Raw genomic sequence first — 23,606 nt, forward strand, 5'->3', positions numbered from 1 at the left:
TCCCGCGTAGCTGTCTGCCTTCGCTTTCCTCGTTCACGCGACCCCGGCCTCGTGGCCCACGAGCCGTCGTTCCAACCGCCAGTTGTGATGCTCCGGGTCGGCGACGCACTCGGCGAACATGTCGCGTTCGATGGTCTTTCCACGGTTGCCTGCTGCGTCGATAAGCCACTTCGTCGGTCTGCTCGCGAATCGCAAGTTCGCGCCGCATCCCGTGCAGCGGCCGGTGAGCGTCGCGAGGCCGATGCGCTTGCCCCACCCGGTCAGCGCCGGAAGCCACGACCAGCCGACTGCCATGGTCTGATGCTTCGCCATTCGGCGCAGCATCCGCGAGATGACGAACACGGCAGCGGCCCCCATGAACACGTACGCCCACACCCCGAGTGTCGACGCATCGAGTTCGGCGGGATGACGGCCGCTCGCCAGCCCAAGCGCCGGCTGAAGGCTCTGGTAGGCCGCGAATAGTCCGATGAGCCCGACGGTGAGGCTGATCCAGCCGAGCACCGCCTGGGTGAGCGGGCTCTTCCACGACCACGTCACATCGAGGTCGGGCGCGGCAGGTTCGGACGACACGGGCACGTGGATCACCGAATCCGCGATCTGCGTGATGTGCTTCGCTTTCAGGTCACCACCCCCGGTGCTGATGTGGTTGCCTCCGCCGGCGACTGCGCCGTGCGGTTTGCCGCATTTCCCACAGAAGCGATCACCGACGGATGCCTCGGCGCCGCAGTTTCGGCAGAACACCGCTGCCCTGTCGGTGGCTGTCATGGCCCCACCACCTCGTTGGTGATCTGTTCCGCATCGCGGACGCGGAGCTTGCCGGACATGAGTTGCGGGAGGAGCGTGTCGCGGGTGGCTGCGAGGGTGCGGTTTTCTGCGAGAGCCGAGAACACGGCGGCGCGAATTTGCTCGAAATGTGAGCTGAATCGCTCTGCCTCGACTTGGCCCGGCCAGGGAACCTCAACGGCCGCAAGGTCCTTCCACGATGCCCTCGGCATCCTCGTGCCTTCGCTAGATGCAGTCACGGCCTGCACGACGTCATCACTGCTGATCGCTGCGAACGCGAACCCCGCAAGCTCGGCCGACTTCGCACGAAGGACGACGACGTCTGTCGAACAGACGCCACTTGCGGGCGCGGTGACGACCTTGTGGAAGTACGGGCGGAGTTTTCCGAACAGAACGTCGCCGGCCGTGAAACGGTTCTTGCCGCTCGTCACGTCACCTGCTGATCCCCAATCGGGAAGCCACGACATCCGGCGCGGAATATGCTCGAGCCCGATGTACGGCGTCGCGGGGTCGAGATTGCCTGGATCGACGGCATCCCGAACAGAATCAACAAGAGTCCCCACCCGGATTCGATCCTGCCCACCGGTGGCTACGCGAGCCTCGCGCACGTAGCCATCGGCCGTCTCGGCGAGCCTGGTGTTGGCGGCGATCTTGTCGTCGAGCGCGCCGAGCACCTCCGCGATTGCACGCTGTTCAGCAAGGTTGGGCACATCGAGGGGCACGGCGGAGAGGATCCCCGTGTTCAGATTCAACATCGTGGCTCCTACTGCGTGCTGAACGATCCATTCGCGAGTCCAGTCGGCGCCGAGGCAATACGAGACGAAAGCGGGGTCAACGGTCGGCCGAACTCCGAAATGCACGCGAAGGCAGCCGGTTCCGCAGAGCCAGCCAGCATTCTCATCACGTACGAGCGCCCGACGCTCAACATCGCCACGACGCGAGTACACGATGTCACCGGGCTCCAGCCGATGCCGACTCAACCGTTCAGCATCTGCCTGGTTGATCCGCGCGATTCCATCTTCGACGATCACGTTGTCGCCAATGTTCGCGGGCATCACGCTGGGAATGCCGTGCGTGACATAGTCCGAAGCGTGGAGCTGGCTCCCGAACGGGCCCGTCTGGATCGACCCACCTGAGTCCTCCACCAGAGCACCGAGTGTTGTCGACCGCCACTCAGACATCGACCCTCCCCAACTGCTCCCGCACAACCCCCGCGAGTCGCTCCGACTCCGCGAACTGCTCGAAGAGCTCCTTCGCAAGCCTTTCGATTTTCAGTTGAACGTCCTCCCCGTCGTTCTCCACGTCAGAGGCTCCGACATAGCGGCCCGGCGTCAACGCGTAGTCGGCGGCCTTGATATCGGCGAGCGCCGCTGAGTAACAGAAGCCCGGGACATCCGCGTAATCGCTCGCTTCGACGTGCTCGGCGAGCGATTCGCTGCCGCGCCACTGGTGGTACGTGCGGGCGATGAGCGCGATGTCGTCGTCCGATAGGGCGCGCTCGGCGCGGTCGATCATGTGGCCGAGGTTGCGGGCGTCGACGAAGAGCACCTGCCCGCGGCGATCCACCGAGCCGCCTGCGCCAGCCGACTTGTCTTTCGCGAAGAACCAGACGCACACCGGAATCCCGGTCGAGCGGAACAACTGCGTCGGCAGCGCCACCATGCACGACACCAGGTCGGCCTCGACGATCTGCGCACGGATCTGCCCCTCGCCGCCCGATTTCGACGACATCGAACCGTTCGCCATCACCACGGCGCCCTGCCCGTCGGGCTTCAGCTTCGAGAGGATGTGCTGGATCCACGCATAGTTCGCGTTGCCCGCGGGCGGCACTCCGTAGCGCCAGCGGGGGTCCTGCTCACTGCGCACCCAGTCCTTGATGTTGAACGGAGGGTTCGACATCACGTAGTCGGCCTGCACGTCGGCATGCAGATCGCGGGCGAACGTGTCGCCCCAGGTCGGGCCGAGCTTGCCGTTCAACCCGTGAATTGCAAGGTTCATGCGTGCGAGCCGCCACGTGCGCTCGTTCAGCTCCTGCCCGAACACCGACAATTCGCTGCCCTCACGATGGTGCGCCTCGAGGAACTTCTCGGCCTGCACGAACATGCCGCCCGAGCCGCACGCCGGGTCGTAGACGCGCCCGCTCTTGGGCTCCAGCACCTCGACGAGCACCCGCACCACACTCGCCGGGGTGAAGAACTCCCCACCCCGCTTGCCCTCGGCGCGCGCGAACTTCTCGAGGAAGTACTCGTACACCTCGCCGAGCAGATCCCGCGCCCGCGCCGCGCCCTCGCCCGAGAACCTCGCCGAGTTGAGCAGGTCGACGAGTTCGCCCAACCGCCGCTGGTCGACATTGTCGCGGTTGTAGAGCCGCGTCAGCGCACCATTGAGCGACGGATTGTCCCTCATGATCGCCGCCATCGCGTCGTCGATGAGCGCACCGATCGACTTCGTCGCGCCGCCCGAGGTAAGTGGCGCCCCCTTCGCGCGCTCGGCGAGGAACTGCCACCGTGCCGCCTCGGGCACCCAGAACACCCCGCGACCCGCGTACTCGTCGACGTCGTCGATGAGCTGCGCGATCTGCTCGTCGTCCATGCCGGCCTCGGCGAGTTCGCCCGCGATCTGCTCGCGCCGCTCTTCGAAGGCGTCACCGACGTACTTGAGGAAGATCAGCCCGAGCACCACGTCTTTGTACTGCGAGGCATCCATCGACCCGCGCAGCTTGTCGGCGGCCTTCCAGAGGATTTCCTTCAGTTCTCTTGCAGTTGACGGGGCGGCGGGCGCGGCCTTGGTTCTGGGGGGCATGTGCGGGTCCTTTCGTGGGGCGGGGCGGGCGTGGTCTCGTTACGCGCGTCGCGCTACTCGACCGGCGGCGGGGCTTCGACAAGCTCAGCCAGCTTGAGAGTGCCGGCGGTGACCCCGGCGGTGATCAGGGACTCGAGGCGGGTGAGGTCGTCAATGCGGCGACGGGCTTCGTCGCGCGCGTCACGGATGTCGCGGAACACCGCTGCGAGCGGAGCGCCCTGTCCCTGCACGACCCGACGGGCACGCCACGCGCGCCAGTCGCGGCTGCGAATGAGCTGGCCCGAGACATCCGCCGCGAGCACCTCGGGCACCAGCCCAGCGGCATCCGTTGCACTGATGCGCAGCACTCGAGCGGGTGCGATGACGACCGACGACCCGCGCTCATCGACCCACGCCCGCGGGCGTGGGCTCGTGACGAACACCACGTCGCCGGGCTCGGTGAGCCGCGCCGAAGGATAGCGGTCAGCGAGGAGCAGCCGATCGATCGTGCGTGCGCCGGGCGTCCGCGTGCCGGCGACCTCATCGGGACCGATCACCGTGAATCCGGCGCCCGTGGACACGTCGGCTGCGCCGATGCGCGCGCCCGGAAGGCACCGCACGTGCCGTTCCTCGGCGAGCCGGCCGAGCAATGCCGGCGGCAGTTGCACCGCCGCATCCGCCGGTTCGATTCTCCGAGCAAAAGCCGGAGCGGTGCCGCCGAGCGCCTGCAACGCCTCGTCGACCCGAGCCGGCAGCTCAGCCGCGTCGACGCTCGCGCCAGTCTCACGCGGAGTGTGCAGCACCGGATCGACATCGGCGAGCAACGAGCCGGAGCGCGCGAGCAGGCGACTCATCGGTACGAGCCTGGCGAGGCCGAAGGCATGCGCCCGCACCGTCTCGCGGTCGCCCATCGCCGCGGCCAGGTCGCCGACGAGATCGCCCCGCACCGCATCGCTGAGCTCACGCTCGCGTAGGTCGGCGAGCAACGTCCATCGTTCGGCGATCGGCACGCTCGCGTGTGCCGGGCCGAGCGCCCAGAGCGCTAGCCGCTGCCGGGGATGTGCCGGGGCGAGCCCCGCCGGCAGCGCGACGACCGCCCGCACTCGACCCGCGCGCAGCAGGGCCGAGCGCACCTTCGCAGCCTCGGGATCGAGACCGCCGTTGACGAGCACACTCGCCGGAGCAAGCACGAGGCCGCGCTGGGCGTCGTCCATCTGCAGCACGATCTGCTCGACGGCATTCAGCATCTCGAACGGGCTCGCGGTGGGCGCCGCCGAGGTTGGGAACTGCGCGACGTGCACCACCGCCCCACGCACCTCGAAGTCACCCGCACTGCCGATCGTGAGCCCGGTTCGCGCCACGCCGAGCGCGAGCAGCCGCCGACGCAGCAGCCGTGCCGGCGCTGCGTCGGAGTCAGCCGAGATGATCGCCACCTCGGCCAGTTCGTCGAGGCGCGCGGCAAGATCCACGAGCCGATCGCCGGCGACCCCGGTCGGGTCAACGAAGCACGGCGCCCCCGCATCGGCGCGCGGATTCGTGAGCGCGAGCTCGATGGCAAGTTCGCTCACGAGCGCGGATGCCTCGGGCACGAGCCTCGAGCTCTCGACGCCGCCGCGCGACCGGTCCGCGAGCACGCGCTCGAATGCGGCCGACGCGGTGTACGCGGCATCGGCGAGCTCGTCGGCGAGGCGGGCCATACCGGGCGCGTCGGCGCCGAGCCGTTCGAGCTCACGGAAGAGGCAAGCGTCGTCGGGGTCGATCTCGTCGGCGAGGTCGAGCAAGTCGTCGGCGTCGAGGCCGCCCAACGGGCCACCGTGCACTGCATGGAGTGCGAGCATCGCGGTGATGGCGTCGAGCCCGATGTCGCCTCCGCCGGTCTTCGCGTAGAGCGCGGCTTCAGCGAGCGCGTTCGGGTTATTGCCGTGGCGCGTCTCGACGAGCCAGTGCGCGACCTCACCGGCATCGAAGAGCTCGGTGCCATCATCGTTCGTTCGCGGCGAGGGGAAGGCATCGGGGCCGTCGGCGAACCGCCCGCGCCATACGGTGACCACCGGGCGCTGCACGGCAGCGAGGCGAGCAATGCCAGACAGCGTGATGAGCTGCGCACGGAGGTCGGCGGTCGGTGCGAGAGTTGGCTCGGGCATTTGACCTCCTTCTGCAGATTACGGATCTCGCTGTGTCGCCACGGTAGCAGCGACGGGCGACGGAGAACGCAGTTTTCACTGATAACCCGACTTATCACGCTGTGCTCTGCACCAGCGTGCAAATCAGCTCTACCGTCATCATCAATGCCGACGAACCCTTTCGGCACTGAAGACGAACGAAGGAGCTTCGACCATGCCGTACATCCGCCGCGTTCGAGTGCAGTCGCCGGGCACCCGCAGCGAACACATCACCGCCGTGCAGTACTCCGCCACGACCACGGGCGCCCTGACCGTTGCCACGACCGACGCCATGGTGCGTGCCATCGACTCGGGAACGACCGTGTACACGTCGCACGACCTCACCCAGGCGAAGGCGCTCGTCATCGCACGCAACGGGATGAGTGGCCGCCGCCACCTCACGACCGTCGCAAACGGCCGTGAGACCGACAACCTGCTGCAGCTCCCGCGGTTCTGACCGCTCATCCGACCACCAAGCGAAGGCAATCCACATGAACACGCGCATCGCCATCACCGCCACAGCCCTCCTCCTCGCCGGCCTCGCCCTGACCGGGTGCTCGCAGACCGGCGGCACGACAACGTCGCGCGACGAGCCCGCGGCCGTGGCATCCGAGGCCCCCGCGGCCGCCCAGCCCGACGTGACCCCGCTCGGTGGCACGTTCACGTACGAGGACGGCATCGCCGTGACCGCTGCCGCTCCCGCACCGTTCACCCCGTCGCCGTACGCGGCCGGCGCGACCCACCCGAACAACGTCACGATCACCTTCACCGTCGTCAGCGGCGGCGAAGAGACCCTCGAACTGCTGGCAATGCCCGAGATCACGTCGGGTGGCGTCAAGGGCGAGTCGATCACCGACCTGTCGAACGACACGGTGGCGCTCGAGCCGTTCGGGGGCAACGCCGACGTGCTGCCGGGGCAGTCGTTCTCGTGGACGATGGCGTACTCGCTGGCGGATGCCGCCGACGTGACTGTGTCGATCGCCCCGACGCCGTTCGCGTACGACGCGGCGATCTTCTCGACGGTGGCCGGCTGATGTCCGAGGAAGTCGTGCCCGACGCGCCCCAAGTGCCCGACGTGCCCGAGCGCGGTGCCACGCCGAGCAGGAAGAAGTCGCGAAATCGGCTGTTCTTGCCGCTCATCACGACCGGCGTCATCACCGTCGTCGCGCTGGTCGCCGTCGTGCTCGTCAGCGTGACCCGGGCGAGCGAGACGGCCGAACTCCGCGCGGCGCTCGAAAGCGAGCAGGAGCGCGTCGACGGCCTGGGCAGCCAGCTCGCGACCTACAAGGATCGCGAGCTCGACGTTATCGAGCGGGAAGGCGCAGTGGACTCGCAGGAGGCGGAACTCGACCAGCGCGAAGCCGCGATCTCCGCGACGGAAGAGCACATCGCAGCGACGACGCTCAAGGACGGATACGTCTACACCGTCGGCTCCACGATGGAGGCAGGAACGTATCAGGCGAATGCGACCGGTGGCACCTGCTACTGGAAGATCACCGTATCGGGGACCAACTACTCCGACATCGTGGAGAACGACCTCGGCAAGAACGGCGTCATCGCCGTCGCCGTCGGACCGGGACAAGACTTCCAGTCCGAACGCTGCGGCGACTGGACGAAGGTCGGCTGAGTTTCGCTGGGCGGATGCCGCGGCGCTACTTCGCGGTATCCGCCCGTGTGTGGGATGCCACGGATCTCTCGTGCCACGAGAGGGCGCGGATGCACGGTGTGACCCAGCATCCGCGCCCTCTCGCGACGGCACTCCGAGGCATCAGCCCGAGGAAGCGCCCACGCCCACCTGGAACTCCACGTCGGCGATGCCCGAGAAGCGGCCGCGCATGACGGCGATCGCCTCGGGGTTCTCGTCGACGAGCACGAAGCGCCGGCCGAGGGTCGCCGCGACCGCGCCCGTCGTGCCGCTCCCGGCGAAGAAGTCGAGCACCCAGTCGCCCTCGCGCGTCGACGCCTGCACGATGCGGCGCAGGATGCCCTCGGGCTTCTGCGTCGGGTAGCCCGTCTTCTCGCGGCCCGTCGGCGAGACGATCGTGTGCCACCAGACATCCGTCGGCAACTTGCCGAGCTCGGCCTTCTCGGGCGTGACGAGGCCAGGCGCCATGTAGGGCTCGCGATCGACGGCGGTCGAGTCGAACCAGTACCGGGCCGGGTTCTTCACGTACACGAGGATCGTGTCGTGCTTCGTCGGCCAGCGCCGCTTCGCACGGGCCCCATAGTCGTAGGCCCACACGATCTCGTTGAGGAAGCACTCGCGCCCGAAGAGCGCGTCGAGCAGCACCTTCGCGTAGTGCGCCTCGCGGTAATCGAGGTGCAGGTACAGGGTGCCGTCGTCGGCGAGCACGCGCCAGGCCTCGGCGAGGCGCGGCTCGAGGAAGCCCCAGTAGTCCTCGAAGCGGTCGTCGTAGCGCAGCAGGTCGCCGCGGATGCGCTCGTAGCGCTTGCCCTGGAAGCCCGTGATGGCTCCGGATGTCGCGGTGCGTGCTACCTCCGTCGCGTCGGTGAGCCGCACGTGGCGGGTCGATCGCCGCTCCTGGGCGCGACCGGTGTTGAAGGGCGGGTCGAGGTAGACGAGGGTGAACTGCCCGTCTGGCAGGGTCGGGAGCACGTCGAGGTTGTCCGCATGGATGATGCGGCTGGGTTCGTCGGCGCTCACTCGCCCAGTCTGCCAGTCCGGGGTTCCAGCGACGTGCCGATCGGCGTAGCGTGAGCCGCGTACGAGGGGGCGTCATGCACGCAGTCGTGATCTTCGAGTCCATCTGGGGAAACACCGAGCAGCTCGCCCGTGAGGTCGCCGCCGGCATCGGCGGCGAGCGCACCGAGGTGCTCGACGCCGAGTCCGCCCCCGCCGCGCTCGACGAGGACGTCGACCTGCTCGTGGTCGGCGGACCGACGCACGCCTTCTCGATGTCGACCGCGTCGACGCGCGAGTCGGCGCGGCAGCAGGGCGCCGTGCACATCCCCGCGTGGGGCATCCGCGAGTGGATCGAGGCGCTCGCGTCGCCGGCCCGCGCCGTGCCCGTCGCGACGTTCGACACGCGAGTCGTCACCCCACGACTGCCCGGATCGGCGGCCAAGAAGGCGATGAAGCGGCTCGTCGGGAAGGGATTCCGTCCGGCCTCGAAACCCGAGTCGTTCGGCGTGCATGGCTACACCGGCCCCGTTGCCGACGGTGAGCTCGAACGCGCGCGGCAGTGGGGCACGGAGGTCGCGGGGCTGCTTCCGCTCAGCTGAGCGTTTCGCACAGGTGGTTTCGATACGCGTCCGGCTCGCCGGGCGCTACTCAACCACCGTTGCGCAGGTGGTTGAGATACGCGTCCGGCTTCGCCGGGCACTCCTCAACCACCGGGCTCCGGCTTCGCGGGTCAACTCGGGCTGGCGTCAGCCGCGGTCGACGTCGAGGCGAATGCGCCCGCGGAACCGGTCGGGGTCGCCCTCGTCGGCGTCGGCCGCCGCGAATGAGATGCCCTTGTCGCCGTCGGGCGTGGGAGCCTGAACGGGGAGGCGGCTCTGCCGGTCGAGTTCGGCCTGCGCCTCGTGCTTGCGGGGGGCGAACACCTCGTCGCCGATGAACATCACGCCGCCACCGCCACCGCCGCGCCGCGTCTTGTCGGAGAGGTCGACCCAGCTGCGCCCCACGGCCAGCCAGATGAAGGCGACGACGAGTGCGGCGATCCCGAGCCAGATCCACCAATCCACCCGGCGATTCTAACGGGGATCTCTGGGCGTTCCATCCGCTGTCCACAGGCCCTCGCCGGCCGGGCGTGTCGCACCGCTCACGCGAGCCCGCGTGGCTCACGGCACGCGGTAGAGCCACTCCTCGGTCGCGAACTTCGACTCGGCGAGCGCCTCGGCCTCGGCGAGCTCGTCGGCGGTGACGCTGCCGGCCGTCGCCCCGTACAGGTCGGTGAACGTCTGCTTCAGGCTCTCGATGATGGCGGCGCGGCTGAGGCCTGTCTGGCTGCGCAGCGGGTCGACGCGCTTGGCCGCCGACGCGATGCCCTTGTCGCTGATCTTCTCCCGACCGATGCGCAGCACCTCCAGCATCTTGGCGTTGTCGAGGTCGTAGGCCATCGTCACGTGGTGCAGCACGCCGCCCGAGCCGAGGCGCTTCTGCGCTGCGCCGCCGATCTTGCCGAGCGGGCTCGCGATGTCGTTCAACGGCTGGTAGGTCGCCTCGATGCCGAGCCCCCTGAGCCCCTGCAGCACCCAGTCGTCGAGGTAGGCGTAGGAGTCGGCGAAGCTCATGCCCTGCACGAGCTCGCCCGGCACGTAGAGGGAGTAGGTCACGACGTTGCCGCGCTCCATCATCATCGCGCCACCACCCGAGATGCGTCGCACGACCTCGAAGCCGTACTTCTCGGCGCCCTCGGGATCGACCTCGTTCTTCACCGACTGGAAGCTGCCGATGACGACGGCCGACTCGTCCCACTCCCAGAAACGCAGCGTGGGTTTGCGGCGGCCCTCGCCGACGCGGGTCGCGAGCACTTCGTCGAGCGCGAGGTGGGTGCGGGGAGGTACCGCGCCGTCGTGCACGACCTCCCATTCGAAATCGGACCAGCTCCTGGCATCCGTCATCGCCCGGCGCACCGCCACCGCGACGGCCTCCGCCGAGAACCCGAGCAGCACGGTGCCGGGCCGAAGTGCGGCGGTGATCGCCTGCGCGATCTGCTTGGCGTCGGATGCCGCGGGCAACCCGGTGAGCGCCCGGTCGAAGTCGCCGAGCGCCTCGTCGGGCTCGAGGAAGAAGTCGCCCGCGACGCGGGGATTGCGGATGACGTCGTCGACGACGTCGAAGTCGACGACCACGAGCTTGCCGCCGGGCACCTTGTATTCACCGTGCATGCGCTACAGCCTACGGATGCCGGAGCCCTGGTCGCCTGCGGTTCCTTCTCGTCGCGTGGCGGATGAGGCAGAACCGACGCTCGCGCGGCGCGTCAGCCGGGTCGGATCGGCGTGTCGCACCCTGCTGCCTCATCCGTCGTGACCGGGCGACCGGGGGGTGCGCGGGCATGTCCGGGGCCGGTCGAGCCTCGATGAGGCAGAACCGACCGAACCGCTGCGCGTCGGCTAGATCGGTTCGGCGTGTCGCGTGATTCTGCCTCATCCGCTGTCGACTGCAGAAGGCGGGGCGAGCGCCGATGCGAGCGGGAATGCGAGCGCGGATGCCGCGGGTGCGCCTACGATCCCATCAGGAGGGGACCACGGATGACGACGTTCTACCTTGCTCGCCATGGCGAGACCGAATGGCATGCCGAGCACCGGTACGCCGGCTCGTCCGAAGTGGCGCTCACGGCGCGCGGACGCGAGCAGGCCGCTGCACTGCGCGACTGGGCCGCGACGGCGCAGCTCGCGGGCATCGTGGCCTCACCGCTCAGCCGGGCGCGGCTGAGCGCGGAGCCCGCCGCGCAGGCGACCGGACTACAGCTCCGCATCGACGCGAGGCTCGTCGAGATCGACTTCGGCGCCGGCGAGGGCATGTCGCCCGGCGAGCTGGCAGCGACCTACCCCGACGAGTGGTCGGACTTCGAGCGACGACCGGCGTGGCATCCGCTGCCCGGCGGCGAGCCCGGAGTCGACGGGGTCGCGCGAGCGCTGCCTGCGCTCGAGGAGCTGGCCACCGAGTTCCCGGAGCCCGACGACCGGGTGCTCGTGGTGTACCACGCGACGCTCATGCGGTTGCTCGTGTGCGAGCTCGTCGGCATCGACCCCGACCACTACCGTGACGTGTTCCCGGTGGTCGACGGCTGCGCACTGCTCACGCTGGAGTTCCCGTGGCAGGGCGAGTCCGCGGGTTCGGGGCGAGCACGACTGCTCGGGTTCAACGTGCCGCCGGTGCCGATGCGCGCGTAGGCAGGGCGTCGGCGGCCAGCCGGTCAGTCAGGTCAGCCGGTCGGTCGCGCCCGCCGGTCAGTCGGTCGCGAACCGCTCGTCGAGCCACCTGATCAGGTCGGCCCGCACCTCTGCGCGATTCTTCTCGTTGAAGATCTCGTGCCGGTCGCCCTCGTAGACGATGAGCTGCGCGTCGACGAGGCCGCAGCGGCGCACGTAGTCGCGGAGGAGGCGCACCGTGTTCCGCTCGGAGGAGACCGGGTCTTCCGATCCGACCATGATGAGCAACGGAAGGTCGGGGGGGATGCGCCGCGACGGCCACGTCGTGAGCCGGAGCACGTCGACCCAGCCGAGGAGCTGCTGCAGCGTGCGATCGGTCGTGTACGGATCGGCCTGGAACGCCTGGGCGACGGCCGGATCACTGCTCAGCCACTCGACGGACGTGCCGCCGGGTCGTGCGAAGCGCTTGTTGAGGTCGCCGAGGTTGCCATACCCCGGGATGAGCCGCGCGGTGCCCGACAGCACGACTCCGTCGAACGCGTCGGGCGAGCGATTGAGCACATGCTGTGCCATGAACGATCCCCATGAGTGCCCGAGGAGCACGAGCGGCACGTCGGGCCCCTCGGTCTCACGGATGACGCCGGTGAACTGCTGCACGGCATCGATCGCGGCCCGCACACCTCCCGGGCCGAGTCGCCCCATGCGGGTGAGATCGCCGCCGTGCTGCTCGAAGCCGGTCTGCCCGTGGCCGCGGTGGTCGTCGGCCCACACCGAGTAGCCCGCCTCGTTCAGCGCCTCGATGAGCTCGCCGTACCGGCCGATGTGCTCGCCGACGCCGTGCGCGAGCTGCACGACCGCGGTCGCCTCGGGCACCCGCCACGACCGGTAGTGGATGTGCACGCCGTACGCGTCGGTGAAGATCGGCATGCGGCCATTGTGGCACCGCGAGGTCAGGCGACGCGGGTGATCTCCACCGAGACGAAGAGTTCGGAGGCGCTCGGCCCCGCGTAGACGCCGCGCAGCGGCGGCACATCGCTGTAATTGCGACCCCGCCCGACGAGCACGTGGAGATCGCCGACCTCGACGAGGTTCGTCGGATCGTAGCCGTGCCACTCCCCCGTGAACCACTCGACCCACGCGTGCGATTCGCCGACGACCGTCTCGCCGATCGCGGCGCTCGCGTCGGGGTGCAGGTAACCCGAGACGTAGCGGGCCGGGATGCCGATCGAGCGCAGGGCCCCGATCGCGAGGTGCGCGATGTCCTGGCACACGCCCTTGCGTTCGCCCCACGCCTCGCTCGCGGTGGAGTGCACGCCCGTGACCCCGAACATGTACTCCATGGCTCCGCCGACGGCGCGGCACACCTCGAGGGCGGTCTCGCCGACGGGTGCGCCCTCTGCCGCGATCTCCGCGGCGAGCGCGGCGACCTCGGGCGGCGGCGCGGTGACGGGCGAGGGGGTGGATGCCTCGACGAGCGCGAGTGTCGACTTCGCAGCCTCGGACAGCTCCTCCCACGAGAGCTCGCCGCGACGGTGGGGGGCGGGGCGCACCTCGACGAGGCTCGTCGCCGTGACGGCGAGCTCGCGGTGAGGGGTCAGCACCTCGAACGTGGAGACCCTCGTGCCCCAGTAGTCGAGGTAGGAGTGCTGGGTCGCGCCCGGCCGGATGTCGAGCCCGGCCTGCAGCACGAACTGCTCGCCGCCCGAGTGCGGCAGCATGCGCGCCTCGTTGTACGACGCCGTCGCTGGTTGCTCGTAGCTGAAGCCCGTGCGGTGCACGATGCGGATGCGGCTCATGAGACCTCCCCGATCCATACCGGCGCGACGCTCGTCGGGAAGTAGCGCTGCCGGATCGCCTCGCTCGCCGACGAGGTGACCGCCTGCACGTGTTCCATGTGCGCCGTCAGGTCGGTGAGGATCTCGGCGATCGGGCGGTACTCGAGCTCGGAGCGGATCTGCCCGAGCAGTCGCTGCCCCTGGTCGGTGACCCCGACGCGGCCGGCTCGCGGGTCGATCTCGCGCAGCGATTCCTCGGCACGGATGACGCTCGAGATGATCGACCGCGGGAAGAGCCGGTCGAGCAGCAGGAACTCCGCGGCCGACTGGCTGGAGGGCACCCCGCGGTAGCTGCGGAGGTACGCCTCGTAGCCGCCGCAGCTGCGGAGGATCGTGGTCCAGCTCGGGCCACTCGCCTCGGTGAGCGAGCGCGTCGCGAGGAGTCGGGCGGTCATGTCGGCACGCTCGAGGGCGCGTCCGAGCGAGAAGAAGTGCCACGCCTCGTCGCGGCTCGTTGCGGAGTCGACGACGCCGATCGCGAGCGCTGAGCGGTCTCGGACCCAGCGGAAGAACTCGTGCGTCTTGTCGCCGGCGACGCGTCGCGGCATCCGTGCGTTCGTCTGGTTCAGCGCCTCCCACAGCTCGGTCGAGACGATCTCGCGGGCGCGCCTCGCGTTCTCGCGGGCGGCGGCGATCGAGTGCGCGATCGACGCCGGGTGGGTTCGGTCGACGGCGAGGAGGGCGATGACGTCGTCGCGGCCGAGCGCCACGTCGTCGTTCGCCTCGCTGCCCATCACGGAGAGGAGGGACCGGCAGGCGGTGTCCTCGTCGATCCACGGGTCTTCGAGCAGGAGCTGCAGGTGCACGTCGAGGATGCGCGCGGTGCCGTCACTGCGTTCGATGTACCGGCCGATCCAGAAGAGGGACTCGGCGATGCGGCTCAGCATGTGATCGCCTCCGCTCCGCGGAGTTGCTGCTGCTGCTGTTGCTGCTGCTGACGCACGGGCGCCTCCTCGTCTTGCGGCGAGGCCTCGGGCGGATGCAGTACGTGCCCGGAGCCGCCGGTGGACCCCGCATCGGCGGCCTCCACGACTGCGATCGCGCTCGTCTCGACCGCCTTCGTGGCCTGATCGGCGACGAGGGCACCCATTCCCGCGGCAGCACGCCCGGCGCGCATCGCGCCCACCGACCCGTTCGCCGAGTCGCCGTCGAGCACCCACGTGTCTTTCGAGCCGCCGCCCTGGCTCGAGTTCACGACGAGTTGCCCCTCGGGCAGGGCCACGCGAGTGAGGCCGCCGGGCAGCACCCACACGTCGTTGCCGTCGTTCACCGCGAAGGGCCGGAGATCGGCGTGGCGGGGCCGCATGCCGTCTTCGACGAGCGTGGGGATCGTCGAGAGCTGCACGACGGGCTGCGCGATCCAGCCGCGCGGGTCGCGGAGGAGCTGCGTGCGCAGCTGGGCGAGCTCGGCCTTCGAGGCATCCGGCCCGATGACGAGGCCCTTGCCCCCCGAGCCGTCGACGGGCTTCACGACGACCTCGTCGAGCCGGTCGAGCACTTCGGCGAGCGCCTCTGGCTCCTCGAGCCGCCACGTGTCGACGTTCGGCAGGATCGGCTCCTCGCCGAGGTAGTAGCGGATGAGGTCGGGCACGTAGGTGTAGACGAGCTTGTCGTCGGCCACGCCGTTGCCGACGGCGTTCGCGATCGTGACGTGGCCGAGGCGGGCCGCGAGCAACATGCCCGGGGCGCCGAGCACCGAGTCGGGCCGGAACTGCTGCGGGTCGAGGAACTCGTCGTCGACGCGGCGGTAGATGACGTCGACACGGGTGGGACCGGCGGTCGTGCGCATCCACACCCGGCCGCCCGAGCAGAAGAGGTCGCGGCCTTCGACGAGCTCGACGCCCATGAGGCGGGCGAGCAGGGTGTGCTCGTAGTACGCGGAGTTGTGCACGCCCGGCGTCAGCACCACCACGGTGGGGTCTTCGACTCCCTCGGGCGCGCTCGCGCGCAGCGCCTGCAGGAGCTTGTTCGGGTAGTCGCCCACCGGCCGCACGCGCATCGAGACGAAGAGCTCGGGCAGGGTCTGCGCCATGACCCGGCGATTCGAGATGACGTAGCTCACGCCGCTCGGCACGCGCACGTTGTCTTCGAGCACGCGCCAGTCGCCGCGCTCGTCGCGGATGACGTCGATGCCGGAGACGTGGATGCGCACCCCGTTCGCGCTCGAGATCCCGGCGGCCTGCCGGTGGTAGTGCGTGGAGGAGCTGATGAGCGCGGCCGGGATGACGCCGTCGCGCACGGCGGTCAGCGGCCCGTAGACATCGGCGAGGAATCGCTCGAGGGCACGCACCCGCTGGGCGACGCCCGCCTCGACGGTGGTCCACTCGGATGCCGCGATCACGCGCGGCACCGCATCGAGCGGGAAGGGCCGTTCCTCACCGGCGAAGTCGAAGGTGACGCCCTGGGCGAGATACGAGCTCGCGAGGGCGTCGGTGCGCCCGCGGAGCTCCTCTTGCGTCATGCGGGCGAGTGCCGGATACAGCTCGCGATAGGGCTCGCGCACGCTCACGGCGTCGCTCGGGAACATCTCGTCCCACGGCTGCACCTGGCGCTTGCGCTTCCGGCCCGAGCGAGCCGGGGTGTAGCCGTCGAAGAGCGTTCCCATGGCACGAGGCTCCCAGTCTGTGGTTACCGCGATGTTACCGGGGTGCGTCGCGCGCGTGGCATGGGGCACCGCTGAAGATCCGCCGAGAACTTTACTTAGCAATGCTAATGAGCTATGCTAAGTAACCTATGGCGACCGTTGCGGAACAGAGCACCGAACTCCGTCTCGCGACCTTCCGGCTGGCCCGCCGCATCCGTGCGCAGAAGGCAGACCAGGCCCTCACCGACGCGCAGTTCGCGGTGCTCGGCGAGCTCTACCGGCACGGCAGCCAGACCCTCACCCAGCTCGCCGAGCGCGAGCGGGTGTCGGCGCCGTCGATGAACCGCACGGTCAACCACCTCGAAGAGGCGCGTTATCTCGCGCGCACCGTCGACGACGTCGATCGCCGCAAGACCAACATCACCCTGAACGACGCCGGCCGCGACGTCGTGAAGGCCACGCTCTCGAAGCGCGACGCCTGGCTCACCACGCGCCTTCGCGAGCTCTCGAAAGAAGACCGGGCGACCCTCGCCCGGGCCGCCGAACTGATGGGAGGACTCGCCACCCAGTGAGTGCAATGTTCCGCTCCCTCGTCCACCGCAACTACCGAATCTGGTTCATCGGCGCCCTCGTCTCGAACGTCGGCGCCTGGATGCAGGCCACCGCCCAGAACTGGGTCGTGCTCACCGAGCTCACCGACAACGACGCCTTCGCCGTCGGCATCACGATGGCCCTGCAGTTCGCTCCGCAACTGCTGCTCGTGCCGGTCACCGGCCTCATCGCCGATCGCTTCGACCGGCGCAAGATCCTCATGGTCACGCAGAGCGCGCTCATGACGCTCGGCGTCGCGCTCGGCCTTCTCCTCGTGTTCGGCCGGGCAGAGCTCTGGCACCTCTACGTGTTCGCGCTGCTCCTCGGCATCGTCAACGCCGTCGACACGCCCGCCCGCCAGACCTTCGTCGCCGACCTCGTGTCGAGCTCGCACATGTCGAACGCCGTGGCGCTGAACTCCGCCTCGTTCAACGCCGCGCGCATGATCGGCCCCGCCGCGGCCGGGTTCCTCATCGTGCTCGTCGGCTCGGGCTGGGTGTTCATCATCAACGGGGCCACCTTCCTCGCCGTGCTCGTCGCCCTCGCGATGCTGGGAGGCAGGCAACTGAGACGGATGCCGCGGGCCCCTCGCGCACGCGGCCAGTTCGTCGCGGGCTTCCGCTACGTCGCGTCCCGCCCCGACCTCGTGATCGTGTTCGTCATGGTGTTCCTCATCGGCGCGTTCGGCATGAACTTCCCGATCTTCTCCTCGACGATGGCGGTCGAGTTCGGCCGCGGCGCGGGCGAGTACGGCCTGCTCTCGTCGATCCTCGCGATCGGCTCGCTCACCGGGGCGCTCCTCGCCGCGCGTCGCGACCGCGCCCGCATGCGCGTGATCATCCTCGCGTCGGGCTTCTTCGGCGCCGCCGTCCTCGTGGCCGCGCTCATGCCCACCTACTGGACGTTCGCGGCCTCCACGATGCTCATCGGCTTCGGCGCGGTGACCATCCTCACCACGGCGAACGGCTACGTGCAGACCACGACCGAGCCCGAGCTGCGCGGCCGGGTGATGGCCCTCTACATGGCGATCCTCTCGGGCGGCACGCCGCTCGGCGCTCCCATCGTGGGCGCCGTCGCCGATGCGTGGGGTCCGCGCTGGGCGCTCGGCGTCGCCGCGGTCGCCGCCGCCGTCGCGGCCCTCATCGGGCTCGGCTGGCTCGTGGTCGCACGAGGAATGCGCGTGGTGCGGCATCCGCGATCCGCCTGGCGACCGGCAGTGCGATTCGCGGATACCCCGACCGCCGCGATCGCCGTCGTCGCCACCCGGCCCGTGCACCTCGTGCACGACCGTGCGAGGCCGGGCGAGGGCGAGCTCGTGCCGCCCGTGCCGAACGATCGGCTCGTGCCGGCCGACTTCTCGGAGCAGGTGGCGCTCACCTCGCCGATCCCCCTGCCGAAGGCCCACCGGGATCCGGGCGCCGAGAGCGCACCGCAGCCGCGGCGGCCCACGGCGCCCGATCCCATCCTGCAATCGTCTCGATGACCTCGCGGTGAGGGATCCCCCTCACGGGCGCGCGACGGCTCAGTCCGCCAGGAACACCAGCACCTCACGCACGAACATATCGAGGTGCTGGAACAGGAAGGCGTGTCCGGCGTCGCTGTAGAGGACGAGCTTCGCGTTGGGCAGTGCCTGCACTGCCGCGTAGGAGCTGTACGCGTCGATCATGACGTCGTGCGCGCCTCCGGCGTACAGCACCGGAGCAGTGATGGTCTCCAGGTCGCGCGCGACGTCGTCCCACGGCGCGGCCAGCGTGGCCGTGATTGCCTCGAGCTGACCCATTGCGGCCTCCTGGGTGACCCGCGGGGCGCCATCGGGCATCTCGGCGTTGACGCGTCCGAAGTGGTCCAGGCCCTTGGCGCGGGCCTCGTCGGTCTCGGGGTAGAACAGGTAGAGCACGTCCTCGAGGTCCGATTCGGGCTTCAGCATGATGGTGGCGACCCGCTCCGGCATCGCCGGCATGCCGGGCGCGGTGCCAGAGCCGCTGCCCGCCACGATGAGTTTGCGGACCAGGTCGGGGCGCAGCAGGGTGAGCTTCTGCGCCACGACACCCCCGAAGGACCAGCCGAGCAGGTCGACCTGCGATAGTCCGAGGGCCTCGACGAACTCGATCGCTCCCTCAGCGAACGCGTCGACGGTCCTGAGCGGCTCCCCCTCGGTGTAGCCGATGCCGATGTTGTCGAAGAGGATGACGTCGCGCTCGGCGGCCAGCGCCTCGATGAAGCGCGGGTCCCACCAGTCGAGGGTGGCGCGGAACCGGTGCAGGAGCAGCAGCGGCGCGCCGCCGACCGGCCCCAGGCGGCGGTAGGCGAACCGGGCGGACTTCGTCTCGATGTACTGCGTGTGTGCCGTGGATGCGGCGTAGGTCGTGGTGCTCATGGTGTTGCTCCTGTCCGGGCGACGGTGAAGATGTGTAGTAGTGACGGATGCCGGTGGTTAGGCCTGCTTGTTGGCCTTGGCGACGTACTCGCCCATGCGGTACTCGAAGTCGAGCCCGACCTCGGCGGCGATGGCCTGCGTGGCGGCCGCGCGGGCCTGGAAGCCCGGCAGCGACAGCGACCTGGCGAAATCCGAGAAGGCGGTGACGAGGTCACCGGTCGGCGGGAGCGTGGAGCGGTTGACCGCAGCTTTGGCCGCCGCGAGCGAGTTCCTGTCGAAGCTGGCGAGGCGTTCGACCATATCGTCGACGAAGGCATCGAGCTCGGCATCCGGCAGCGCGCGCGTCACCCAGCCCCATCGCTCCGCCTGCGCGGCGTCGTAGTCGCCGCTACCGAGGATGGCCTCGAGTGCGCGGTCGCGCCCAAGGAAGCGCGGAAGCCGCTCGGTGCCGCCACCGCCCGGGAGTAGGCCTGCCCCCACCTCCGGCTGTCCGAAAAACGCGTTCTCGAGGCTTGCGTAACGAAGGTCGAGCGCCAGGGCCAGCTCATTGCCACCGCCACGCGTGCGCCCGCGGATGGAGGCGACCGTGATGTACGGCGCATTGGTGAGGCGCACGACGAGGTCGGTCCAGATCGGGAGCTCGCCTTCTGGCGTCGGCGGCAGCTCACCGAGCGCGGCGAGGTCGAAGTGGTTGAGGAAGAAGTCGGGCACGTCGCTCTTGAAGACGACGACCTGGACGTCCGAGTCGCTCTCGAGGTCCGTGACGATCTCGTGCAGCCGCACGGCGGTCTCCGCCGCCACGACGTTGGCCGGCGGGTTGTGGAACGTGATCGTCACGACCTCAGGGCTCGGACGATCGAGGATGACAGTGCTGGACGTGCTCATGTGGTGCTCCATTCGTGCGGGGTGGTAACAGTCGTGCGAGTTGCAGGTAGTGGCCGAGGGACGATTCAGCCGCGGCGCAGGACGCGGCTGATCATCGCGGCGATCGCCAGTTGGCTGCTGGCGTAGTAGTGGTGCTTCGGCAGTTCGTCGGCGACATCCTGTTCCCGCAGCCGGTAGTAGATGTGCCGCTGCACGGGCGGCAGAGCGTCTTGATTCGCGAAGTTCTTGCTCGGGATGAACACCATTCCCGCGGATCCGCCGATGGTCTCGATGAACGGATCGCCGCACTTATCGCAGTGGGCGCGATCGAGGGGCGCGCACTTGGCGAAGCGTCCCTTGTCGGGGTGTCCGAACCGGGAGCCGCGCCCGTGGGCGAAGCCCGGAGGCAGCAGCTTGGGGTTGGCGAACGTCGCGTGCTCGGCGTGAATCACGACGTTCTTCGCGCGGACGAAGGTCACATCGGTGTACGGCTTGCCCATGAACTGCTGGCAGTACAGGCAGTGGCAGTAGAACCGCTGCATGGGAACTCCTGCCGTCACTTCAAAGGTGTTCGCGCCGCAGGCGCATGAGCCGCGCATGACGGTTGCTGTCGTTGAGTCGGTAGACATCGTTTCTCGCTCCGTGTTCTTGGTGGTGTGGTCAGGACCGGTGGACGCGGGTGGTGCGTTCATCGGAGGAAGAAGTCGAGGAGTGCGTCGGCGCGCTTGCCGAAGGGCGCATGCAGGAGGTTGATGCTGTTCCAGCGGCCCTGCACGTAGATGCCCTTGGGGTGGCTGAGCGTGCGGAAGCCTTCGATCCCGTGGTACTTGCCCATGCCGCTCTCGCCGACCCCGCCGAACGGAAGATCGTCTTGGCCCACATGCATGATCGTGCCGTTGATGGTGACGTTGCCCGACGTGGTGCGGTTGAGGACCTTGCGGCGGTCTGCGTCGTCGGCGCCGAAGTAGTAGAGCGCGAGTGGACGGGGGCGTGCGTTCACGTAGTCGATGGCGTCATCGATGCTGCGGTAGGGGAAGATCGGCAGGATGGGGCCGAAGATCTCCTCGTGGGCGATTCGCATGTCGTCGGTGACGCCGAGCACGACGGTCGGCGCGAACGTGTGGGGCCGACGGGAAGCGTCGCCTGGCCGGTGTCCGACCTCGATGATGCGTGCTCCGTGGGCGCGGGCGTCGTCGATGAGGTCGACGAGGATCTGGTACTGCTTTTCGTTGACGATCGAGGTGTAGTCCTTGCTCGTCGGGCCGTCGGGGTAGGCGGTCTTGACGAGTCGGTCGTAGCTCTCGATGAAGGCGTCGACGTCGGATTCGTGCACGAGGGCGTAGTCGGGGGCGATGCAGGTCTGCCCGCCGCTGAGGAGCTTGCCGAAGACGATGGACGACACGGTCGCGTCCTGCACGTGCCCCTTGGCGACGATCGTCGGCGACTTGCCGCCGAGTTCGAGCGTGACCGGGACGAGGTTCTCGCTCGCTGCCTTCATCACGGATCGTCCGACTGAGCTGCTCCCGGTGAAGACGAGGTGATCGAACTGCAGGGAGGAGAACGCTGCGCCGTCACCGTTGACGATGGTGACCTGCTCTTCTGGGAAGACCTCGCTGACGATCAACGACAGCAGGGCATTCGTCGCCGGGGTGAACTTCGACGGCTTGAGCATGACGCGGTTTCCCGCGGCGATCGCCGTGACCACCGGCATCAGCGACAGGTTGACGGGGTAGTTCCACGGCGAGATGACGCCCACCACGCCGAGGGGCTGGTACTCGATGTGGTTGCTGCCGAAGCGCAGCTGCAGGGCGATGTGGCGGCGGGTGGGCCGCATGAATCGGCCCAGGTTGCGGTCGAGGTAGTCGATGCCGTTGACGACGCCCAGGATTTCCATCATCGCCGTCTCGTGTCGTGAGCGGTTGCCGAAGTCGGTGTTGATCGCCTCCTCGATGGCGCTGCGCCGTTCGAGCAGTGCCGCCTTGAAGTTCTTCAGGTCACTGCGCCGCTTCGTCAGTGACGGCGCCCCGTCACGCAGGTAAGCGGCGCGCTGGAGCCTGAGGATGTCGCTGAAGCGCTCCCGGTCGGACTGGCCGGTGGACGTGGCATCCGGCTTGGGCTGGGTGATGGTGGTGGTCATCGGATCGCTCCTCGATTGGTGGCTTCGTCGGCGGGGAGGGAGACGAGGGCAGGACCGGGCGGGCATCCCTCGTCCTCGCGTCAGGCGTGGCTCATGGCGCGGCGCTGAGTCGAGCCCATGAACCGGACGACCTGGCGCCGCGGCAGGAATCGGCTCGCCACGGCCAGGGCGCGGCCGTTGGTGATCACCGACGGCGGTCCGGAGGGTCGGTCAAGGGTCTTCAGCGCGATCCGGACGACGTCCTGGGGGGTGGCGCGTTTGGCGCCGTAGTCGGCCGACTGGCTGCCGGCGGCGTCGAAGAACTCGGTCTGCATCGCTCCCGGGGAGATGGCGAGGACGCGCAGGCCGGTGCCGCGGGTCTCCTCCCAGAGCGATTCGGTGAAGCTGAGGACGAAGGCCTTGGTGGCGCCGTAGGCACTCAGGTACGGGGTCGGCTGGAATCCCAGCAGGCTCGCCACGTTGATGAGGACGCCGGTGCCGGCTGAGGTCAGCGGCTCGATGTACGCGCGGCTGAGGTCGACCAGGGCGCTGACGTTCAGCGCGATCATGTCCTGGAGGCGGTCTGGGTCCTCGTCGCCGAATGCGTTGTGGGTGCCGAAGCCCGCGTTGTTGACGAGCCCGGTGGCATGGATGCCGCGGGATTCCAACTCGGCGCGGAGCGAGCGGCCGGCGTCGGGCTGGCCGAGGTCGCGGGCGATGACGGTCACCGTGACGCCGTGGGCGCGGGTGAGCTCGTCGGCCAGGCTCTCGAGCCGGCCCGCTCGTCGGGCCACGAGCACGAGGTTGGAGCCGCGGGCGGCCAGCTGGCGCGCGAATTCCGCGCCGAGCCCGGAGCTGGCCCCGGTGACGATGGTGGTCTGGTTGCGGTAGTCGATTTTGCTCATGCCATGCACTATATACACGTTGATGCACTCCGTGCAACTCCCTACACGTAGTGAACGTGTGTACCATGGGTGCATGGCCCAGAAGGTGATACCCATCCGAGCGCAGACCCGCGCCGTAGTCCGTTCCCTGCTCGCCCGAACCGCCTTGGAGCTGTTCGCCGCCAAGGGCTACGACAACACGACGGTCGAGGAGGTCGCCGCCGCGGCCGGCGTCTCACGACGGACCCTCTTCAACTACTTCCGCGGCAAGGACGACCTTGCACTCAGCGGCCTCTCCGAGCAAGGCGAACTGATCGCCGCACGGTTCGCCGAGCGCCCGGCCGACGAGGACCTCTGGGCATCCCTGCGAGCGGCATTCCATGTGCTCGAGGAGATCGAGATGACCCAGGAGAGCCGGCTCGAGGTGACGACGCTCCTGTTCGACAACGATTCCCTCCGCTTCGGGCATGCCGAGAAGCAGGCCCGCTGGCAGGGCCTGCTCGCTCCGCTGATCGAGCCGCGGTTGCCCGACTCCGACCGCCGCACCCTCGAGGCTCGCGCGATCGCGGCCGCGGCGATCACTTGCCTCCAAGCGGCGTCGGAGGAGTGGGTCCGCATCGGCGGGCAGGGCGACTTGCTCGACCTCTACGACACCGCCGTGCGAGCCATCCGCCGCCATCCCTGAAGCCCAGGGCCGCACGACGCGACGAAATGCACAGCGCCAGACTACGATCGCGGCGCGGGAATGCCGCTCAGGCTGGTGAAGGTCAGCAACGATCGATTGTGAC

Annotated in this window: 24 protein-coding genes; 8 read left to right on the forward strand and 16 right to left on the reverse strand. The window is 69.0% G+C overall.

Annotated elements, in window-relative coordinates; all coding sequences use genetic code 11:
- Positions 1–33: 33 nt before the first annotated feature.
- The 4 genes from J7E25_RS13490 to J7E25_RS13505 are packed head-to-tail and all read right to left on the reverse strand — an operon-like array spanning position 34 to position 5,708.
- Entirely contained in the window at positions 34–765 is a 732-nt protein-coding gene (locus J7E25_RS13490; protein WP_214870669.1) for a zinc ribbon domain-containing protein, read from the reverse strand.
- The gene (locus J7E25_RS13495; protein ID WP_214870670.1) at positions 762–1,964 is read right to left on the reverse strand and encodes a restriction endonuclease subunit S; all 1,203 of its coding nucleotides are present in this window, start codon (positions 1,962–1,964) and stop codon (positions 762–764) included. The genes J7E25_RS13490 and J7E25_RS13495 overlap by 4 nt, the downstream gene beginning before the upstream one ends.
- Positions 1,957–3,585: a class I SAM-dependent DNA methyltransferase gene (locus J7E25_RS13500; protein WP_214870671.1), complete on the reverse strand. Its 1,629-nt coding sequence runs from the start codon at positions 3,583–3,585 to the stop codon at positions 1,957–1,959. The genes J7E25_RS13495 and J7E25_RS13500 overlap by 8 nt, the downstream gene beginning before the upstream one ends.
- Before the next feature lie 53 nt (positions 3,586–3,638).
- The gene (locus J7E25_RS13505) at positions 3,639–5,708 is read right to left on the reverse strand and encodes a hypothetical protein (RefSeq protein ID WP_214870672.1); all 2,070 of its coding nucleotides are present in this window, start codon (positions 5,706–5,708) and stop codon (positions 3,639–3,641) included.
- A 193-nt stretch (positions 5,709–5,901) separates the two neighbouring features.
- Here J7E25_RS13505 and J7E25_RS13510 point away from each other — a divergent pair, with 193 nt between their 5' ends.
- The 3 genes from J7E25_RS13510 to J7E25_RS13520 are packed head-to-tail and all read left to right on the forward strand — an operon-like array spanning position 5,902 to position 7,353.
- Entirely contained in the window at positions 5,902–6,183 is a 282-nt protein-coding gene (locus J7E25_RS13510; protein ID WP_214870673.1) for a DUF3892 domain-containing protein, read from the forward strand.
- Positions 6,184–6,217: 34 nt separating this feature from the next.
- Positions 6,218–6,760, forward strand: coding sequence for a hypothetical protein (locus J7E25_RS13515; protein ID WP_214870674.1), 543 nt, complete (start codon positions 6,218–6,220; stop codon positions 6,758–6,760).
- Positions 6,760–7,353 (forward strand): hypothetical protein, encoded by a 594-nt coding sequence (locus J7E25_RS13520; RefSeq protein WP_214870675.1) that lies wholly within the window; start codon positions 6,760–6,762, stop codon positions 7,351–7,353. The genes J7E25_RS13515 and J7E25_RS13520 overlap by 1 nt, the downstream gene beginning before the upstream one ends.
- Positions 7,354–7,494: 141 nt before the next feature.
- Here J7E25_RS13520 and J7E25_RS13525 read toward each other — a convergent pair whose 3' ends face one another.
- Entirely contained in the window at positions 7,495–8,391 is an 897-nt protein-coding gene (locus tag J7E25_RS13525) for a site-specific DNA-methyltransferase (RefSeq protein ID WP_214870676.1), read from the reverse strand.
- 74 nt (positions 8,392–8,465) lie between these two features.
- Here J7E25_RS13525 and J7E25_RS13530 point away from each other — a divergent pair, with 74 nt between their 5' ends.
- Positions 8,466–8,969, forward strand: coding sequence for a hypothetical protein (locus J7E25_RS13530; protein WP_214870677.1), 504 nt, complete (start codon positions 8,466–8,468; stop codon positions 8,967–8,969).
- Positions 8,970–9,116: 147 nt separating this feature from the next.
- Here the strand turns inward: J7E25_RS13530 and J7E25_RS13535 are convergent, their stop codons facing one another.
- Together J7E25_RS13535 and J7E25_RS13540 are read right to left on the reverse strand one after the other, a co-directional pair.
- Positions 9,117–9,434 (reverse strand): hypothetical protein, encoded by a 318-nt coding sequence (locus J7E25_RS13535; RefSeq protein ID WP_214870678.1) that lies wholly within the window; start codon positions 9,432–9,434, stop codon positions 9,117–9,119.
- Positions 9,435–9,530: 96 nt separating this feature from the next.
- Positions 9,531–10,580, reverse strand: coding sequence for a biotin/lipoate A/B protein ligase family protein (locus J7E25_RS13540; protein ID WP_214870679.1), 1,050 nt, complete (start codon positions 10,578–10,580; stop codon positions 9,531–9,533).
- A gap of 363 nt (positions 10,581–10,943) precedes the next feature.
- Between J7E25_RS13540 and J7E25_RS13545 the strand changes: the two genes are divergently transcribed.
- Positions 10,944–11,588, forward strand: coding sequence for a histidine phosphatase family protein (locus J7E25_RS13545; RefSeq protein WP_214870680.1), 645 nt, complete (start codon positions 10,944–10,946; stop codon positions 11,586–11,588).
- A gap of 57 nt (positions 11,589–11,645) precedes the next feature.
- Here J7E25_RS13545 and J7E25_RS13550 read toward each other — a convergent pair whose 3' ends face one another.
- From J7E25_RS13550 to J7E25_RS13565, 4 genes are read right to left on the reverse strand one after another with little or no spacing between them, the layout of a single operon-like run.
- Positions 11,646–12,494: an alpha/beta fold hydrolase gene (locus tag J7E25_RS13550; protein ID WP_214870681.1), complete on the reverse strand. Its 849-nt coding sequence runs from the start codon at positions 12,492–12,494 to the stop codon at positions 11,646–11,648.
- Between the two features lie 23 nt (positions 12,495–12,517).
- The gene (locus J7E25_RS13555) at positions 12,518–13,363 is read right to left on the reverse strand and encodes a transglutaminase family protein (protein WP_214870682.1); all 846 of its coding nucleotides are present in this window, start codon (positions 13,361–13,363) and stop codon (positions 12,518–12,520) included.
- The gene (locus J7E25_RS13560) at positions 13,360–14,289 is read right to left on the reverse strand and encodes an alpha-E domain-containing protein (RefSeq protein ID WP_214870683.1); all 930 of its coding nucleotides are present in this window, start codon (positions 14,287–14,289) and stop codon (positions 13,360–13,362) included. Before J7E25_RS13560 ends, J7E25_RS13555 begins: the two co-directional genes overlap by 4 nt.
- On the reverse strand, positions 14,283–16,007 hold the full coding sequence (locus tag J7E25_RS13565; RefSeq protein WP_214870684.1) for a circularly permuted type 2 ATP-grasp protein: 1,725 nt from the start codon (positions 16,005–16,007) through the stop codon (positions 14,283–14,285). The genes J7E25_RS13560 and J7E25_RS13565 overlap by 7 nt, the downstream gene beginning before the upstream one ends.
- 128 nt (positions 16,008–16,135) lie before the next feature.
- Between J7E25_RS13565 and J7E25_RS13570 the strand changes: the two genes are divergently transcribed.
- A complete protein-coding gene (locus J7E25_RS13570; RefSeq protein ID WP_214870685.1) occupies positions 16,136–16,558 on the forward strand; it encodes a MarR family winged helix-turn-helix transcriptional regulator in 423 nt (140 codons plus the stop codon).
- 5 nt (positions 16,559–16,563) lie between these two features.
- Complete coding sequence (locus tag J7E25_RS13575; RefSeq protein ID WP_214870686.1) at positions 16,564–18,060, forward strand: MFS transporter; 1,497 nt, start codon at positions 16,564–16,566, stop codon at positions 18,058–18,060.
- 39 nt (positions 18,061–18,099) lie between these two features.
- Here the strand turns inward: J7E25_RS13575 and J7E25_RS13580 are convergent, their stop codons facing one another.
- The 5 genes from J7E25_RS13580 to J7E25_RS13600 all read right to left on the reverse strand — a co-directional run bounded on the left by J7E25_RS13580 (position 18,100) and on the right by J7E25_RS13600 (position 22,839).
- A complete protein-coding gene (locus J7E25_RS13580) occupies positions 18,100–18,954 on the reverse strand; it encodes an alpha/beta fold hydrolase (RefSeq protein WP_214870687.1) in 855 nt (284 codons plus the stop codon).
- A 57-nt stretch (positions 18,955–19,011) separates the two neighbouring features.
- Positions 19,012–19,839, reverse strand: a complete 828-nt coding sequence (locus J7E25_RS13585; RefSeq protein WP_214870688.1) for an enoyl-CoA hydratase/isomerase family protein — start codon at positions 19,837–19,839, stop codon at positions 19,012–19,014.
- A gap of 65 nt (positions 19,840–19,904) precedes the next feature.
- The gene (locus tag J7E25_RS13590; protein WP_214870689.1) at positions 19,905–20,510 is read right to left on the reverse strand and encodes a GFA family protein; all 606 of its coding nucleotides are present in this window, start codon (positions 20,508–20,510) and stop codon (positions 19,905–19,907) included.
- Positions 20,507–21,955 (reverse strand): coniferyl aldehyde dehydrogenase, encoded by a 1,449-nt coding sequence (locus J7E25_RS13595; RefSeq protein WP_214870690.1) that lies wholly within the window; start codon positions 21,953–21,955, stop codon positions 20,507–20,509. Before J7E25_RS13595 ends, J7E25_RS13590 begins: the two co-directional genes overlap by 4 nt.
- 80 nt (positions 21,956–22,035) lie before the next feature.
- Positions 22,036–22,839 carry an SDR family oxidoreductase gene (locus J7E25_RS13600; RefSeq protein WP_214870691.1) on the reverse strand — a complete coding sequence of 268 codons (804 nt, stop codon included), beginning with the start codon at positions 22,837–22,839 and terminating at the stop codon, positions 22,036–22,038.
- 73 nt (positions 22,840–22,912) lie between these two features.
- On the opposite strand from J7E25_RS13600, the gene J7E25_RS13605 reads away from it, so the two are divergent.
- The gene (locus J7E25_RS13605) at positions 22,913–23,503 is read left to right on the forward strand and encodes a TetR/AcrR family transcriptional regulator (RefSeq protein ID WP_214870692.1); all 591 of its coding nucleotides are present in this window, start codon (positions 22,913–22,915) and stop codon (positions 23,501–23,503) included.
- Positions 23,504–23,606: the final 103 nt, after the last annotated feature.

Source organism: Agromyces sp. ISL-38 (genome assembly GCF_018613935.1).
Lineage (GTDB): Bacteria > Actinomycetota > Actinomycetes > Actinomycetales > Microbacteriaceae > Agromyces.